At 35.8% G+C, this 15739-nt stretch carries 15 protein-coding genes; 11 read left to right on the top strand and 4 right to left on the bottom strand.

All coding sequences use genetic code 11. From position 1 onward, the window contains the following. Positions 1–103: 103 nt before the first annotated feature. The 6 genes from KBJ98_RS02960 (at position 104) to KBJ98_RS02935 (ending at position 4356) form a co-directional block, all read left to right on the top strand. A complete protein-coding gene (locus tag KBJ98_RS02960) occupies positions 104–1441 on the top strand; it encodes a hypothetical protein (RefSeq protein WP_210788184.1) in 1338 nt (445 codons plus the stop codon). Between the two features lie 6 nt (positions 1442–1447). After that, complete coding sequence (locus tag KBJ98_RS02955) at positions 1448–1900, top strand: hypothetical protein (RefSeq protein WP_210788183.1); 453 nt, start codon at positions 1448–1450, stop codon at positions 1898–1900. A gap of 196 nt (positions 1901–2096) precedes the next feature. After that, positions 2097–2273: a hypothetical protein gene (locus KBJ98_RS02950; RefSeq protein ID WP_210788182.1), complete on the top strand. Its 177-nt coding sequence runs from the start codon at positions 2097–2099 to the stop codon at positions 2271–2273. Between the two features lie 154 nt (positions 2274–2427). Beyond that, positions 2428–3168 carry a hypothetical protein gene (locus tag KBJ98_RS02945; protein WP_210788181.1) on the top strand — a complete coding sequence of 247 codons (741 nt, stop codon included), beginning with the start codon at positions 2428–2430 and terminating at the stop codon, positions 3166–3168. A 5-nt stretch (positions 3169–3173) separates the two neighbouring features. Next, complete coding sequence (locus KBJ98_RS02940) at positions 3174–3761, top strand: hypothetical protein (protein ID WP_210788180.1); 588 nt, start codon at positions 3174–3176, stop codon at positions 3759–3761. Between the two features lie 25 nt (positions 3762–3786). Continuing rightward, positions 3787–4356 carry a hypothetical protein gene (locus KBJ98_RS02935; protein ID WP_210788179.1) on the top strand — a complete coding sequence of 190 codons (570 nt, stop codon included), beginning with the start codon at positions 3787–3789 and terminating at the stop codon, positions 4354–4356. Between the two features lie 112 nt (positions 4357–4468). Here KBJ98_RS02935 and KBJ98_RS02930 read toward each other — a convergent pair whose 3' ends face one another. Continuing rightward, positions 4469–5407: an L-threonine 3-dehydrogenase gene (locus KBJ98_RS02930; RefSeq protein WP_210788178.1), complete on the bottom strand. Its 939-nt coding sequence runs from the start codon at positions 5405–5407 to the stop codon at positions 4469–4471. A gap of 350 nt (positions 5408–5757) precedes the next feature. On the opposite strand from KBJ98_RS02930, the gene KBJ98_RS02925 reads away from it, so the two are divergent. Next, positions 5758–6363 carry a hypothetical protein gene (locus tag KBJ98_RS02925; RefSeq protein WP_210788177.1) on the top strand — a complete coding sequence of 202 codons (606 nt, stop codon included), beginning with the start codon at positions 5758–5760 and terminating at the stop codon, positions 6361–6363. After that, complete coding sequence (gene mfd / locus KBJ98_RS02920) at positions 6356–9724, top strand: transcription-repair coupling factor (protein WP_210788176.1); 3369 nt, start codon at positions 6356–6358, stop codon at positions 9722–9724. Before KBJ98_RS02925 ends, mfd begins: the two co-directional genes overlap by 8 nt. Positions 9725–9784: 60 nt before the next feature. Here the strand turns inward: mfd and KBJ98_RS02915 are convergent, their stop codons facing one another. From KBJ98_RS02915 to KBJ98_RS02905, 3 genes are all read right to left on the bottom strand, one after another. Then, entirely contained in the window at positions 9785–10441 is a 657-nt protein-coding gene (locus tag KBJ98_RS02915) for an aspartate kinase (RefSeq protein WP_166132728.1), read from the bottom strand. Between the two features lie 109 nt (positions 10442–10550). Then, positions 10551–10910: a YraN family protein gene (locus KBJ98_RS02910; RefSeq protein ID WP_166132729.1), complete on the bottom strand. Its 360-nt coding sequence runs from the start codon at positions 10908–10910 to the stop codon at positions 10551–10553. A gap of 156 nt (positions 10911–11066) precedes the next feature. After that, positions 11067–12068 (bottom strand): S66 peptidase family protein, encoded by a 1002-nt coding sequence (locus tag KBJ98_RS02905; RefSeq protein ID WP_394369360.1) that lies wholly within the window; start codon positions 12066–12068, stop codon positions 11067–11069. 142 nt (positions 12069–12210) lie between these two features. On the opposite strand from KBJ98_RS02905, the gene KBJ98_RS02900 reads away from it, so the two are divergent. The 3 genes from KBJ98_RS02900 to amaB all read left to right on the top strand — a co-directional run bounded on the left by KBJ98_RS02900 (position 12211) and on the right by amaB (position 15700). After that, complete coding sequence (locus tag KBJ98_RS02900; protein WP_210788175.1) at positions 12211–13311, top strand: endonuclease/exonuclease/phosphatase family protein; 1101 nt, start codon at positions 12211–12213, stop codon at positions 13309–13311. 98 nt (positions 13312–13409) lie between these two features. After that, positions 13410–13949, top strand: a complete 540-nt coding sequence (locus KBJ98_RS02895; RefSeq protein WP_210788174.1) for a 3-hydroxyanthranilate 3,4-dioxygenase — start codon at positions 13410–13412, stop codon at positions 13947–13949. Positions 13950–14146: 197 nt separating this feature from the next. After that, a complete protein-coding gene (gene amaB, locus KBJ98_RS02890) occupies positions 14147–15700 on the top strand; it encodes an L-piperidine-6-carboxylate dehydrogenase (protein ID WP_210788173.1) in 1554 nt (517 codons plus the stop codon). Positions 15701–15739: the final 39 nt, after the last annotated feature.

The raw sequence follows: 15739 nt of genomic DNA, 5'->3' as shown, positions 1-15739 counted from the left end.
ATAATTTTGCGGGATTTTTAAAATAGTCAAATATCACCAAAAGTGGGTATTGTGAGGCTTCTTAAATTCATTACTTTTATTTTCTGTTAATCAAAAAAAAAATATGAAAACAAACAAACAAACAAACAAACAAACAAACAAACAAACAAACAAACAAACAAATAATTTAAAGCGCATAATTGGTTGCTTTTTTATGGCTTTATTATTTGGTATTAATCAATCTTGTAATACCGAAGATCAAGCTTTTGAGCCGCAATCTTCAATTGAAACGGTTGCCAAAAGCGATGCAATAAGTTTTGTAAGAAACCTCAATCATTCTCCAAAAACCACAGCTAAGATTAGTGGTGAGCAAAACCAATTTGAATTTGATAAGGTAACACAAGAAAAACTTACCAATACAAGTGAATTATTGACTGTTATTCCTATGAAAACAAAAGCACACAACCAACGTCGCCGTGCTCTTTTTTTGCGGGTAGGAACACAAATTGAATCAATGATTTATCATGAGTTTTCAGATGATTCATTTACCCATAATACGTTTAGCGGTATTGTACTAATGACAAGATTAAATGGTGACTTTATTAGAGCCTATCGTTTAAAAAACAACGAATACGTAATTGATTTGGTTCCTTCCAAAAAGCCTAAATTTGGGCAAAAAACAGCTTTAAGAACTAATGAATCTGTTGAACCAATTGAGTTGGATGAAGTTGTTGTTTATAATCGCTTTAAAGTTTCACCTGGATTTGTTTCATTAACTAACCTAGCAAATGAAGTACCTATCTCAATAAACTGGGATCCAAATTATAATGGTGGCGGAGGGTCTAGTGGTGGTGCTATTGTTGGACCTGTTGAAGAAAAGGATGTCGTTGTAATTGGTCCCGATCCAGAAAAGGTAATTGATAAAATAAATGAATATTTAAAATGTTTTGATCTTAGTAAGTCAGCTGAAGTCATAATATATGTAGATCAACCATTATCAAATAATTCAAAAGCTTGGTCAGGTACAGATGTAGGCCATACTTTTATTGCTATTCAGCAAGGTCTTACAAGACGTGTTTTTGGATACTGGCCAGCTACTAGTATATACCCGGCGCCCGGATATTCAACTGATAATATGGTGTTTGGGAATGATGAAAATCACCATTTTGATGTAAGTTTATCTACCCCAGTAGATGCTAACAAATTGTTTAGTATTATTGCCTATGCAAGTAATGCCCCAAAAGTATATGATTTGGATAATTATAATTGTACTGATTTTGCAATAGAAGTGGGTAAGATAGCTGGCTTACCTTTGTCAGATTCTTATGGCAGCTGGCCTGGTGGTGCTGGCAGTAACCCAGGTCAATTAGGTCAGGATATAAGAAATATGACACTACCAGCAAATTCTCAGCGACAAACAACAGAAGCTAACGCAGCTAGTAATAAAGGGATTTGTAATTAAAAAATTATGAAAAAAAATATTCTAATAATATTGTTAATTGCAATATCAATTGTTGTAATTTATTATAATTCAAAAAGAGATGAAAATATAGTAAAGAATTTTGCTCTTGAACTTGTTGATGAATCCATGCCTTTAGAGCAAATTTTAAAAACTAAAATTAACTATTCTAAAAAACAAAAGGATGTATGTTTATTTTTTTTAAAGACTGTTCGAGAGGAGTATAATAAAAATCCCGAAAAAATAGTAATTACGCAATCTGCGAACAGTAATGTGGATGTTAAAAGTGATGCAGTTAAATTGAACTCAGGTGAACATTTATTTTATGTGCAGTTTAATAAATCATTGACAGTACCTTTTATACTAAACAACAAATCAGAAATAATTATTTTGTTTAACCTTACAAAAGGTGGAGGGGGGAACTTAAATAACTCTCGATCAGATGAAACAATGTCTAAATGATTTTTTATTTAAAAATTTACAAATGAAAAAACCTCGGCTAGCGCGAGCACCGTACACGCATATTTAAATACCTACTTTTTTGGTTATCCTGATTTTAAAGATAAGCCTTTTCAAACTCAATTGAGAAATTATGCGGCTGAAAACGGATTCACGGATATGAATACTTTTCATCATAACTTTATGAGTAAATATATAGATGCGATGGCATACTCATTATTATGAATGGGATAAAAAATTCGGAACAGGTGGAAATTTAGGTTGGGAATATTATAAATCCATGGCGTTTTCAAGGATGTTTCAAACAGATCCAAATGGCACTATTGTTGCAGAAACAGATACCTTTAAAGAAATTGTACCCAATGCAAATGACTGACAAGCAATAGCAAACATAATACTAAACGAACAAAATGGAAACAATCAATCTAAAGGGACAAAATGTGATTAAGTATTTATTATTTATTGTTACTGTATTTTTATCAAATTATGTATTTTGTCAACAACAGATAGTTGGGAGATATAGTAGTTTAATGCCAAATCAGGAGTATTATAATTATTTTGATTTAAATGCAAACGGAACCTTTGAGTATCATTCAGGAGCTTGTTTAGGAGATGATGAATTTGGTAAAGGTCATTATCAAATAAAAAAGGACTCATTATTTTTAAATTATGATTTGACTGAGTTGGAATATAAAAGTTATTATAAGTCAAAGGAGTATTTTAATGCAGATGATTGGGCCCAAACAACTAAAGCTGCTAGTTCCGCCACAGATGTAAATATGGTTTTTAATGAAGACTACATTAAAGGAACTTTATTTGGTACAAGACCTACTGACCTATCAGTAGCAACTACAATGGCACATGAAATTATTCATGCTTACCTCATAAGTTTACTAGAAGATCACTTAAAAAACAGCACTGTGGGAATAAATGATTTCCCAACTATTTTTGATGCTTATGTACAACAGCAAGCTACTAAAAATACTTCAATTTTACCAGATGCGCATCATGAATTGATTGCTGGGAAATACGTTAATGTAATAGCCACCACCATTGAACAATTTCATCTTGGTGATACGTTTCATTCAGGTTATCCAAGTCAAGTTTATCTTGATATGGCATGGGGAGGACTCACAGGAACTAAAATATTTAATAAAACCTATCCAGAGGGATCTGCAGATAGAGAGAGGATTTTAGACCGCATTAATACAGAAATGAAAGGAACACCATATCAAGGGTATACGCCTTTAGGAACTCCATGTAAAAATTAGTGAATATGAAACACATAAAAAAAGTAGCACTGCTAATTCCGTTTTTTATCTTGTCATGTAACAGCAGTAAATATCTTACTACTTATGAGCCTATCAATGTGTTTCTAGAAACTCAAAAAATTGATAAAAGCAAAGTACATATTCTACAAAGTGATAAAGAAGAAAATCGACAGGCATTACGAATCTTTAATGGTGGCGAGGGTGCCGAACGTTATATAGATCCTACCGACCCCACGGATTATACTGACGGTTTATATGTAAAAAAACACTGGAAAAAATTGTACAAACAGTATGTAAATGACACCATAAAGCGACATTGGAAAAAAGAAGACTTTCCTAATTACAATTTTATCTTAGAGAAAGGTACCGGTTTAATGCTAACTCGCATAGTTATTGATAAATATGCCGGAACCGGAATTCGTGAATGGTTCACGATTTCAGAGCCGATGTATTATTTTAATAGAAAATACATTTTGTTTTTATTTGAAACAAAACATTCTGCAAGAAGTAGATCTTCAAATCTTGTCATTATGAAAAAAGAGAAAAATCAATGGCAAGTAGTCAGGGTCATGAGGGATTACATTTATAATTAGTCTTAAAAACTGTGATGTAATTGTAATGAAGCACATAAAAAAAGTAGCACTGCTAATCCCGTTTTTCATCTTGTCTTGTAACAGCAGTAAATATCTCGCTAGTTATGAGCCAATCAAAACATTCTTAATTTCACAAAAATTAAACAAGACATACATTCTTCAACAAGAAAAAATTAGCAACAAACAAGTTCTTCGTATTTTTAATGGAAGTGAAGGTTCAAATCATCTACTGCCGCAAACAGATACTCATGCGTATTTTAATTTAAAGCATTGGAAAAAAATGTATCTGGAATATAAAAATGACACATTACCGCAAGAATGGAAAAAAAGTGATTTCAATGATTTCAAGTTTTTACATGAAAGTAAGAAAGTACTCTTTGGTGAAGCATTTACCCAAAAAATAGCAATGGGGACAGGTAACTATGAAATAATTTTTCTTTCTGAACCACTTTATTATTGGAAAAAAAAATATGTTTTATTTTATTATCAAAAAGCATTTCTTTTTGGAGGCGGAAATGCAAGAATTGTAATTATGAAAAGGAAGAAAAATCATTGGAAAGTTGAAAAGGAAATAGGTGATTACATCTATAATTAGTCTTGAATACCTCGAAGCCCTTGAATAGTCCTAAAATAGGTTGACAAGTTTTACAAATGAAAAAACGCCGCAAAAAAACAATTTTGCGGCGTTTTATTTATGTTCAAAAATTTTACTTTAAATGCTCTAGCATATCAATTGTCATGCTTGCTAAATCAAACTCATGATTCCAATTCCAGTCTTTGCGGGCGCTGCTATCATCAATACTGGCAGGCCAGCTATCGGCAATTTTTTGACGGAAATCCGGTTCGTAAGTAATGGTAAATTCAGGAATGTGTTTCTTGATTTCGGCAGCAATTTCTGTTGGGGTAAAGCTCATAGCAGCCAAATTGTATGAGGAACGAATTTTAATTTCTTCAACAGGCGCTTGCATGATTTTGATGGTTGCCGCAATAGCATCATCCATGTACATCATTGGCATTTTAGTTTCTGAGGATAAAAAACACTCGTATTTTTGATCGGCTAGTGCTTTGTGATAAATGTCTACAGCATAATCTGTAGTTCCGCCACCAGGAGGCGATGACCAGCTGATCAAACCAGGATAACGAATACTACGCACATCAACACCAAACACATTATGGTAGTATTCACACCATCTTTCGCCTGCTTGCTTACTGATTCCGTAGACCGTTGATGGCTCCATAACCGTGTATTGTGGTGTGTTTTCTTTGGGTGTTGTAGGTCCAAAAACCGCGATGCTTGATGGCCAAAATATCTTTTTTATTTTTCCGGCTTTCGCCAAATTCAAAACATGAAATAAAGAGTTCATATTCAAGTCCCATGCAAAGGCAGGGTTTTTCTCAGCTGTAGCCGATAATAGTGCAGCCATTAAATATACATCGGTAATTTGATGTACTTCAACTAAATGCTCAATCTGATTAAAATCTAAAGCATTCACCACTTCAAATGGTCCCGAATTTACTACATCAACGTTCAGTTTTCTGATGTCAGAGGCAATCACATTTTCCGTTCCGTAAATCGAGCGTAACTTTTGCGTAAGCTCTGTTCCTATTTGGCCGCAAGCGCCTATAATCAATATTTTAGTACTCATCTTTTTCTGTTTTGAAAAACAAAGATAACGTTTTCGCAAATAGTACAACTTTTGATAAAAACAGCAATAAAAACCACAAAACAATAAATAAAATTCAATCTAAAACGAAAATACTGGTTTTATTAGTGGTGAATTTCATTTGGTTGTTGTCAAAATGGCAAAGTAAGAGCCATTATTTTTAAAACAAATTTATTTCAGATCGTATTTGATAGATTATGCAGAGTCAAAAAGCAGTTTTTTAAACCAATAAATCGAATGTTAAATGGTTTCAAGCGAGATTGACATTCCCCAAACCCACCATTCGATATTGCCAATTTAGTTTGTAACTTTGTACTTTAATGACACAAAAAATGAAATACAATTTTGCTCTTTGCTGTTGCCTCGTTTTGTTCTTGTTTTCTTGTAAAAATGAGGATGACAATCGTTTGGCAGACACACAAAAGGAGGTTCAAAAAAAAGAAGTTTTAGTAAAAAGTTTGCAAAAGGCTTGGGACTTTTACGATACACCACTTACCGAAGCTTCTGAAACGAGTATAGCCTCTTGGAACGAATTGCGCCTTTTTTTGGATGCCTTGGCACAAAAACCGCAAGCATCTGTTCGTGCGTATCAACGCAAATCGGCAGAATTATCTAAAAAAGTAATGGCGCTGGGCGAACGCATACCGTACCAATACGACAAACCACAAATACGTAGCCGCATTGCAGCTCTAACAACCAAGGTGCGGATGTTGGATTTATTTATGCACTTAGACGTTATTCCAGACAAAAAAGTGAGTGCTTTGGTAGCCGAAATTAATCTCGAATTACTTTCCGTTCAAAGACAAATGGACGAAATTGTTGAAAAAAGTAAAATCCAGTTAGAAGAAGGTGAGTCTGATTTGCTACGTATGCTAGACAGCAGCAGAGCCATTCCTAATACGCCTATTGTAGATCCAAATATTCCACGCGTTGAGTAAATCAGTTTTATACCAAACCTACGATACTGCTCCCAAAACCATACAAATTGCAGCGCGCTTACTCGAAAAAAATCAGGTAAAAATGCAGCTTTCGGGCTTGGTGGGATCATCTCTTTCCTTTGTTTTGCGTGCTGTTTTTAAAAAGGCGGAGCTTCCGTTTTTAGTAGTGCTCAATGACAAAGAAGAAGCAGCTTATTATTTGAATGATCTGGAACAAATGGTGGGCGAGCAAGATGTGTTGTTTTATCCCGCGTCGTTTCGTAGGCCATACGAGCTTGAGGATACCGATAATGCCAATGTTTTGCTTAGAGCTGAAGTTTTGAACCGCATCAACTCTCGTAAAAAACCAGCGCTAATTGTTACCTATCCGGAGGCTTTGTTTGAAAAGGTAGTGACTAGAAAGCAATTAGACACTAATACTTTAAAAGTGGCGGTGGGTGACAAAATTTCTATCGATTTTATAAACGAAGTTTTATTTGAATACGAATTCAAAAGAGTCGATTTTATTACCGAACCGGGCGAGTTTTCTGTTCGTGGCGGTATCGTCGATGTGTTTTCTTTCTCGAATGATAATCCGTACCGAATTGAATTTTTTGGTGATGAGGTCGAGAGCATTCGTACTTTTGATGTAGCGACGCAGTTATCTATTTTGCCGCAGAAAAAAATTGCTATTATTCCCAATGTCGAAAACAAAGTCTTTCAAGAAAACCGTGAAAGTTTTCTAGATTATATCTCAGAGCAAACGGTTATTTGTATTCAAAACACTGAAAATTTATGCACAGAGTTAGACAAACAATTTGCTCGTGCCGAAACCGCTTTTGCTAAATTATCGCAAGAAATTAAACGCAGTGAGCCGGAGCAATTGTTTTTGAACCAAACGCAATTCATCAAGCGCTCGCTGGATTTTTCGATTATTGAGTTCAATACTAAGGCTATTTTTAGAACTACTCAAAAATGGGAATTCCATATCAAGCCACAACCATCGTTTAATAAACAATTTGATTTGTTGCTGAATAATTTGAATGAAAATCATTTTAACGGTTTCAAAAATTATTTGTTTTGTTCAAATGATGCGCAAGCCAAGCGTTTTCACGATATCTTCGAAACCTTAGACGAAGCCAATTCTGAGAATATCCGTAAGCAATACAATACTGTTGTTTTGCCCTTGTATCAAGGTTTTATTGACGAAGAAAACCAAATTACGTGCTACACAGACCATCAAATTTTTGAACGCTACCATAAATTCAACATCAAAAATGGCTATTCAAAAAAGCAAAATATAACTTTAAAAGAACTGACAACACTTTCGGTAGGCGATTATGTTACGCATATTGACCACGGAATAGGCCGTTTTGGAGGTTTGCAAAAAATACAAGTAGAAGGTAAAACACAAGAAGCCATCAAGCTCGTGTATGCAGATAATGACATTGTGTACGTAAGCATTCACTCGCTCCATAAAATTTCAAAATACAACGGAAAAGACGGAACGCCACCCAAAATTTATAAGCTAGGCTCTAACGCTTGGAAGGTTTTAAAACAAAAAACCAAAGCGCGTGTCAAACATATTGCCTTCAATTTGATTCAGCTTTACGCCAAAAGAAGACTCGAAAAAGGGTTTCAATACGCGCCTGACAGTTACTTGCAAAATGAGTTAGAAAGCTCGTTCATTTACGAAGATACGCCCGACCAAACTAAATCAACGGCTGAGGTAAAAGCAGATATGGAAAGCGACCGTCCGATGGATCGCTTGGTTTGTGGTGATGTTGGTTTTGGTAAAACCGAAGTAGCTATTCGAGCGGCTTTCAAAGCAGTTGATAATAGCAAACAAGTTGCTGTTTTGGTTCCTACAACCATTTTGGCTTACCAACATTATAGAACTTTTAGCGAGCGATTGAAAGATATGCCGGTATCAATTGGGTATTTAAACCGTTTTAGAACTGCCAAACAAAAAGCCGAAACACTAAAATTATTAGCCGAAGGAAAACTTGATATTGTCATAGGAACTCATCAATTGGTTAACAAAAATGTAGTTTTTAAAGACCTTGGACTGTTAATTGTAGATGAGGAACAAAAATTTGGTGTCAACGTAAAAGACAAACTGAAAACCATTGCTGCGAATGTTGATACCTTAACACTAACAGCAACGCCAATCCCGAGAACCTTACAGTTTTCATTGATGGCAGCCCGAGATTTATCGGTGATTACGACTCCGCCGCCTAATAGATATCCTATTGAAACGAATGTGGTTGGCTTTAGCGAAGAGACTATTCGAGATGCTATTTCGTATGAAATTCAGCGTAACGGACAGGTTTTCTTTATCAATAACCGAATAGAAAATATTAAGGAAGTAGCCGGAATGATTCAGCGTTTGGTTCCCAATGCCAGAGTAGGAATAGGTCACGGTCAAATGGATGGTAAAAAACTTGAAGAATTGATGTTGGCTTTCATGAACGGTGAATTTGATGTTTTAGTAGCAACAACCATTATCGAAAGCGGATTGGATGTTCCAAATGCGAACACGATTTTTATCAATAATGCCAATAATTTCGGACTGTCTGATTTGCATCAAATGCGTGGTCGAGTAGGGCGTAGCAACAAGAAAGCGTTTTGTTATTTTATCTGTCCGCCTTATTCAAGTATGACCGAAGATGCTCGTAAACGTATTCAAGCCTTGGAACAGTTTAGTGAATTGGGCAGCGGATTTAACATTGCCATGAAAGATTTAGAGATTCGTGGTGCAGGAGATTTATTGGGCGGTGAACAAAGCGGTTTCATTAACGAAATTGGTTTTGATACGTATCAAAAAATCATGAACGAGGCTATCGATGAGTTGAAAGAAAACGAATTCAAAGATTTATATCCAGAAGAAAATAATATTGAAACCAAGGAATATGTAAAAGACCTTCAAATAGATACTGATTTTGAATTGTTGTTTTCCGATGAATACATCAATAATGTATCGGAACGTTTGAGTCTATACAATGAGTTGGGAGCCATCAAAAATGAAGAAGAATTAATTATATTTCAAAATAAATTGATTGATCGTTTTGGACCTATGCCTCCACGTGCCAAAGCGTTGATGAATAGTATTCGTATTAAATGGATCGCTACACGAATAGGAATTGAGAAATTGGTATTGAAGCAAGGTAAGATGATTGGTTATTTTGTTTCTGATCAACAATCGGATTATTACCAATCCAAGCGATTTATGCAAGTTGTGAATTTTGTTCAAAAAAATAGCGCTATTTGTCGAATGAAAGAAAAGCAAACTCCAGCAGGATTACGTTTGCTCTTAACCTTTGATGACGCTAAAACCACTCGCAAGTGCTTGGAATTGATGGAGATGTTGGGTGGGGAGTAAAAAATTTTCAAAGCTTCCAGCCTTCCAAAGGCTGGAAGCTTTAATTATTGTAGAATGTTTTTAATTCTTCAAATCCTTTATCACTTTAAAAGCCACATCCACTTGTTCTTCACTTACTAAAATAGTGAACTCGTTTGATGTCGAAATTACCTCGTTGATAATAATTCCTTCCCAAGCCAAGCGCTGAAAAATGAAATAGTAAATTCCAGGAACTACAATGTTTTCTTTAGGTAATTTTACAGTAATCGAGGCCAGATCATCTAGTTTCTGGATCAGTTTTTCGTTTGCAAAATGTTTGTCTACAAGATGATTGATGCTGTTGCTCACTACAATATTTGTTTCGTTTACTCCTCTTGATGAAGTATAAAAAATATCTGGTAATGCGTTGATATCCGCAATTAAATCAGCCTGTTTGTTCAAAACTGTTTCTGAGGCTGCAAAAGTATAATCCGTAAGAGCTGATCGCACGGTGATTTCGCCAATATTTTTGATGACTTTATTAATCTTGTGGTTGAGTCTAAAATCCAATTCCTCTGTTAATCTTTTTAATGCCATAACTACAGCACCTTGCTTCACTTCTTTACCAAAATCAGCTTCTAATTCTGTCATGATATTACGTGATAACGAAGTCAAATTGATAATACCTAGTGATAAAGCATTTAGTAAAAAAGGTTTTGTTTTGATGTAATTTTCAACAATTGAAGAAACAGTTTTCATGGTGGATTTTTTTAATTTGTAGTTGCGTTGTATGTAGTTACTGTGTAATTTGAACGCAAAGATAAATAAAAAAACAATTTGTTACAAATATAACAAAGTAAAAAAGTGATTAAAAATGATAAAAGGCATCGGTAAGATGCTCAATAACAAAAGATTTATCGTTTTTATGAATGGCGATGATATCAAAACGTACCTCTAGGTCAAGATCATTTTGAGTGACAAAAGCATCGACAGCCTTTACTAGTAGTTGTATTTTTTTTGGCTTCACAAAATCCTGAGGTAATCCAAAATCTAGGGAAGATCTTGTTTTTACTTCGACTACAGCAAGAACACCTGCTTTTTGAGCGAGGATGTCAATTTCTGCTTTTTGAAACGTATAATTGGTTTGTAAAATAGTATAGCCTTCCTTTTGCAGGAATTCAACAGCCATTTCTTCGCCAAGTTTACCAAGTTCGTTGTGTTCAGCCATTTAAAAATTTTGTTTCAAGTTTGAGGTTTAAAGTTTTTAACTTCTGCAACTAAAATTCATCAATGAAAAAAACAGAATTTAATGTACTGCATAAGTCCTCAAACTTCTTTCGTATAGGCTTCCACTCCTTCAAAAAAGATTAGGGTGGAATTTTTTTTATTCAAATGTAAGCGTTCCCCCTTTTTCCTGTACGTCTAGTGTAACCTTCTTTCCTAAAATCAAGGCTCTATTATCTTGAATGTGCCCGGCTGGGAAATTGTACAAAATCGGAATGTTGTATTTTTGCGTTACATCTTCAATAATTTCGATCGCATTTTTCCCCCACGGAATATCGTTGTCTTTCATTTTGGTCATTGATCCTACAACAATTCCTTTGATGCTTTCGAGGCAACCATTGCGTTTTAAGTTCATCATCATGCGGTCTATATGATACAAATATTCGTCAAGATCTTCGATAAACAAAATTTTATCGGTGCAATCAATTGCTGATGCTGAACCAAACAAACTGTAGAGTATCGATAAATTTCCGCCCACCAATCGTCCTGTTGCAGTTCCTATTTTGTTTTTACTAAAAGCGGCAACTTGGTAAGAAAGTGATTCGCCAAAAAGCGCTTTTTTAAGTGATTCTATGGCTTGCGGCGTTGCTCGTGGCGCAGTAAGTGGCATGATGGCGTGAAGCGATTGAAAACCTAAGGTGTTCAAGTGACTATGCAAAACAGTTACATCGCTAAAACCTACAATCCATTTCGGATTCATTTTAAACTTTGTAAAATCTAATAAATCAACCATTCTAACCGTACCATAACCGCCTTTTACGCACCAAATTGCTTTGATGTTTGGGTTGTCTAATTGTGCTTGAAAATCGGCTGCGCGTTGTTCATCAGTTCCTGCAAGTTGATTGTTATCCAAGCCAATGGTCTTTCCAATGACAACCTCAAGTCCCCAACTATGTAATAAATCAATAGCAGGTTGCAGGTTGTTGTCAATGTTTTTTCGAGCTGTAGCTACAAGAGCAACGGTATCTCCTTTTTGCAAATAAGGTGGTGTAATCATAGTGGTTTGAGCTTGACTGTATGATGTTTCAAAAACAAAAATAAGAAATAGCAACCAATAAAAAATAGAATGTCTTGTGGGTTGCTTGAATGTATAATAGGTCATGAATTGGCGTTAACTGAAAAAAGGGCTTGTTTATAATTTCAAAGATAGTCATTTCTAAAACAATGCGAAATTCAATACAAATTACTACTTTTAACCTAAAGTAATTGATTATCGGTACGTTGTAACTCAAAAAAACAAAACAATGAAGTTTAGAATTCTGTTGCTCCTTCTTCTCGGCCTGCCTATAATTGCTTCATCTCAAACTAAAAAATACAGCATTCACACCGTAGCTTTTTATAATTTCGAAAATTTATTCGACACGATTAACGACCCAGATACTTTTGATGAGGAATGGACACCGAAAGGTTTGCAACGTTGGACCTATGACAAATACCAAAAAAAATTATCTAATCTAGCTCGTGTTCTTTCTTCAATTGGAAACGGAGAGCATGCAGATTCACCAACTCTTATTGGAGGTTGCGAAATTGAAAATAGAGCTGTTCTTGAAGATCTAGTCAAACAGCCACTTTTGCTAGAGAAAGAATATGGCATTGTACATTTTGATTCGCCCGATAAACGCGGAATCGATGTAGCACTTTTGTATCAAAAAAGTAAATTCCAACCCACAAGTTCCAGCAACATCCCGTTATACATTTACAAAAAAGGAAATGTGACAAAAGATGAGGTTGCCGATAAAACAGCTGAAATCACGGATGATAATCCTGAGGTAAATACCAAAAATTACAGAGTATACACGCGTGATCAGTTGTTAGTGACGGGATTTCTTGAGGGCGAAGAAATTCATATTATTGTAAACCATTGGCCATCGCGTTCTGGTGGAGAAAAAAAATCAAGTCCGTATCGCGAGGCAGCAGGTTTGCTAAACAGGAAAATAATCGATTCGTTGCAGCGTATTAATCCCGAAGCAAAAATCATCACCATGGGCGATCTCAATGACGGACCCTACAATAAAAGCGTAAAAATTGGGCTTGGCGCCAAAGCCAAAAAAGCGTTCGTAGCAGAGTTTGGCATCTTTAACCCTTTTGACGAAATGGCTCAAAAAGGCCAAGGAACCATCGCGCATCGTGATGCATGGGACATTTTCGATCAAATAATGGTTTCTGAGACTTTAATTCGTTCCGATTTTTCTAGCTATCGTTTCTGGAAAGCGGGCATTTACAACAAACCTTTTCTCATTCAAAATAGTGGTCAGTTTAAAGGATATCCGCTCCGACATTCATCCTCTGAAATTGGTTTTAGCGACCATTTTCCCGTTTATATTTATTTGATCAAGCAAAAATAATACATGGGCGTCTTCGCTTTTTTGGTAAAAATTAGTCGCTTGATTCATTTAAAATCTTAGTACCTTAGTGGCTTAGTAACTTTGAAACTCATACTAAAATGGCAATCGCAAAACCCTTCAACCTCAATAAGTGGATTGATGAAAATCGTCACCTACTCAAACCGCCCGTAGGCAACAAAAATTTATACCAAGAATCAGGAGATTACATCGTTATGGTAGTGGCTGGCCCAAACGCCCGCAAAGACTACCATTACAATGAAACCGAAGAACTATTTTACCAACTCGAAGGTTCTATAAAAGTAATTATTCAGGAAGATGGAGAGCGCCGCGAAATGGAATTAAATCCTGGCGATATGTATCTCAATCCTGCCAAAACGCCACATTCACCGGTTCGCTCTGAGGGTTCTATTGGGCTGGTTATTGAACGCAAACGAGCGGGTCAGGGTTTTACCGATGGCTTACTGTGGTTTTGTGATAACTGCAATCATAAATTGCACGAGGTTTATTTTGAACTCTACAATATCGAAAAAGATTTCTTGCCGCATTTCAAACATTTCTATAATTCAGAAAGCTTGCGCACTTGCGATTCATGTGGCACAGTCATGCAGGCCGATCCTAAATTTGTTTCTAAAGACTAGTTTTTTTTAGGAGCTTTTTCCCGTCATCCGCTGTATTCCCGATTAAAAAAACTACGGCCAAAAAAGCCTTGCTTTTTAAAATCGGGAGATGCCGCTACTACCGGGGCTAGAACAAAATAAAATACCAAAGTGTATTTTTCAAGCTGAAATCAATATATTTGTAAATAAATATAACAATTTTAATCAAAAAAGTTAGAATGATAACAATAGCCAATCAATTCGGAATGAACGAAGCCTTGAAGCAATTGGGCATAAAAGATATAAACGAAGGAAGTTCAACCGGACAAAACTCCTTTTCAAATGGTGAAATTTTAGAAAGTTTTTCGCCTGTTGACGGGCAATTAATAGGTAAAGTAAAAACATCTACTGCCGCTGATTACGAAAAAGTATTGCAAACAGCGACAGAGGCTTTTAAAACTTTTAAAACAATGCCAGCGCCACAACGCGGTGAAATTGTACGCCAGTTTGGTGAAAAATTACGTAAAAATAAAGAAGCTCTTGGTAAGTTAGTTTCCTATGAAATGGGGAAATCATTGCAAGAAGGCTACGGCGAAGTTCAGGAAATGATCGACATCTGTGATTTTGCAGTGGGATTATCGCGTCAATTACACGGTTTAACCATGCACTCTGAGCGTCCAGGACACAGAATGTACGAGCAATACCATCCGCTAGGTGTGGTAGGAATCATTTCGGCTTTCAATTTTCCAGTAGCAGTTTGGGCTTGGAACACAGCATTAGCTTGGATTTGTGGCGATGTTTGCGTTTGGAAACCATCTGAAAAAACACCTCTTTGTGGTATTGCTTGCCAAAATATTATTGCCGAAGTAATTAAAGAAAATAATCTTCCTGAGGGAATTTCTTGTTTGATCAATGGAGATTACAAAGTAGGCGAAATGATGACTAACGATAAGCGCGTGCCTTTGGTATCTGCAACAGGTTCTACTCGTATGGGTAAAATTGTAGCGCAAGCGGTTGCTGCTCGCCTTGGAAAATCATTGTTAGAATTAGGTGGAAACAATGCTATCATTGTAACTCGAGACGCTGATATAAAAATGACCGTTATCGGCGCTGTATTTGGTGCTGTAGGAACAGCAGGTCAACGTTGTACTTCAACACGTAGATTGATCATTCACGAAAGTATTTATGATACGGTAAAAGATGCCATGGTGTCTGCTTACAAGCAATTGCGTATTGGTAATCCATTAGATGAAAATAATCATGTTGGTCCTGTAATTGACACACATGCTGTAGAAATGTATAATAAAGCGCTTGAAAAAGTAGTTGCCGAAGGCGGAAATATTCTTGTTGAAGGCGGAGTGCTTTCTGGTGAAGGATTTGAAAGTGGTTGTTATGTAAAACCAGCTATTGCTGAGGCTGATAACACTTTTGAAATTGTACAACACGAAACTTTTGCACCTGTATTGTACTTATTAAAATATTCAGGAACGGTAGAAAATGCCATTGCAATTCAAAACGGAGTAGCGCAAGGATTGTCATCTGCAATTATGACCAACAATTTGCGTGAAGCTGAATTGTTTTTATCAGTAATGGGTTCTGATTGCGGAATTGCAAACGTAAATATTGGAACTTCTGGCGCCGAAATCGGTGGTGCTTTTGGAGGAGAAAAAGAAACAGGTGGCGGTCGTGAGTCTGGCTCTGATGCTTGGAAAGTATATATGCGTCGTCAAACTAATACCATCAATTACACCACAAGTTTACCCTTAGCACAAGGAATTAAATTTGATTTGTAATCGAATAAATAGAAATACTAAAAAAGGCAATTTGAAATT

Origin of the sequence: Flavobacterium erciyesense, assembly GCF_018069925.1 — a bacterium.
Taxonomy (GTDB): domain Bacteria; phylum Bacteroidota; class Bacteroidia; order Flavobacteriales; family Flavobacteriaceae; genus Flavobacterium; species Flavobacterium erciyesense.
This window is presented reverse-complemented; position numbering and strand designations above follow the sequence as displayed.

What these genes read in the sequence shown, in the direction of transcription:
- KBJ98_RS02960 (WP_210788184.1), top strand. Translation starts at nt 104, where the DNA reads ATGAAAACAAACAAACAAACAAACAAACAAACAAACAAACAAACAAAC.
- KBJ98_RS02955 (WP_210788183.1), top strand. Translation starts at nt 1,448, where the DNA reads ATGAAAAAAAATATTCTAATAATATTGTTAATTGCAATATCAATTGTT.
- KBJ98_RS02950 (WP_210788182.1), top strand. Translation starts at nt 2,097, where the DNA reads ATGCGATGGCATACTCATTATTATGAATGGGATAAAAAATTCGGAACA.
- KBJ98_RS02945 (WP_210788181.1), top strand. Translation starts at nt 2,428, where the DNA reads ATGCCAAATCAGGAGTATTATAATTATTTTGATTTAAATGCAAACGGA.
- KBJ98_RS02940 (WP_210788180.1), top strand. Translation starts at nt 3,174, where the DNA reads ATGAAACACATAAAAAAAGTAGCACTGCTAATTCCGTTTTTTATCTTG.
- KBJ98_RS02935 (WP_210788179.1), top strand. Translation starts at nt 3,787, where the DNA reads ATGAAGCACATAAAAAAAGTAGCACTGCTAATCCCGTTTTTCATCTTG.
- KBJ98_RS02930 (WP_210788178.1), bottom strand. Translation starts at nt 5,407, where the DNA reads ATGAGTACTAAAATATTGATTATAGGCGCTTGCGGCCAAATAGGAACA.
- KBJ98_RS02925 (WP_210788177.1), top strand. Translation starts at nt 5,758, where the DNA reads ATGAAATACAATTTTGCTCTTTGCTGTTGCCTCGTTTTGTTCTTGTTT.
- KBJ98_RS02915 (WP_166132728.1), bottom strand. Translation starts at nt 10,441, where the DNA reads ATGAAAACTGTTTCTTCAATTGTTGAAAATTACATCAAAACAAAACCT.
- KBJ98_RS02910 (WP_166132729.1), bottom strand. Translation starts at nt 10,910, where the DNA reads ATGGCTGAACACAACGAACTTGGTAAACTTGGCGAAGAAATGGCTGTT.
- KBJ98_RS02905 (WP_394369360.1), bottom strand. Translation starts at nt 12,068, where the DNA reads ATGACCTATTATACATTCAAGCAACCCACAAGACATTCTATTTTTTAT.
- KBJ98_RS02900 (WP_210788175.1), top strand. Translation starts at nt 12,211, where the DNA reads ATGAAGTTTAGAATTCTGTTGCTCCTTCTTCTCGGCCTGCCTATAATT.
- KBJ98_RS02895 (WP_210788174.1), top strand. Translation starts at nt 13,410, where the DNA reads ATGGCAATCGCAAAACCCTTCAACCTCAATAAGTGGATTGATGAAAAT.
- amaB (WP_210788173.1), top strand. Translation starts at nt 14,147, where the DNA reads ATGATAACAATAGCCAATCAATTCGGAATGAACGAAGCCTTGAAGCAA.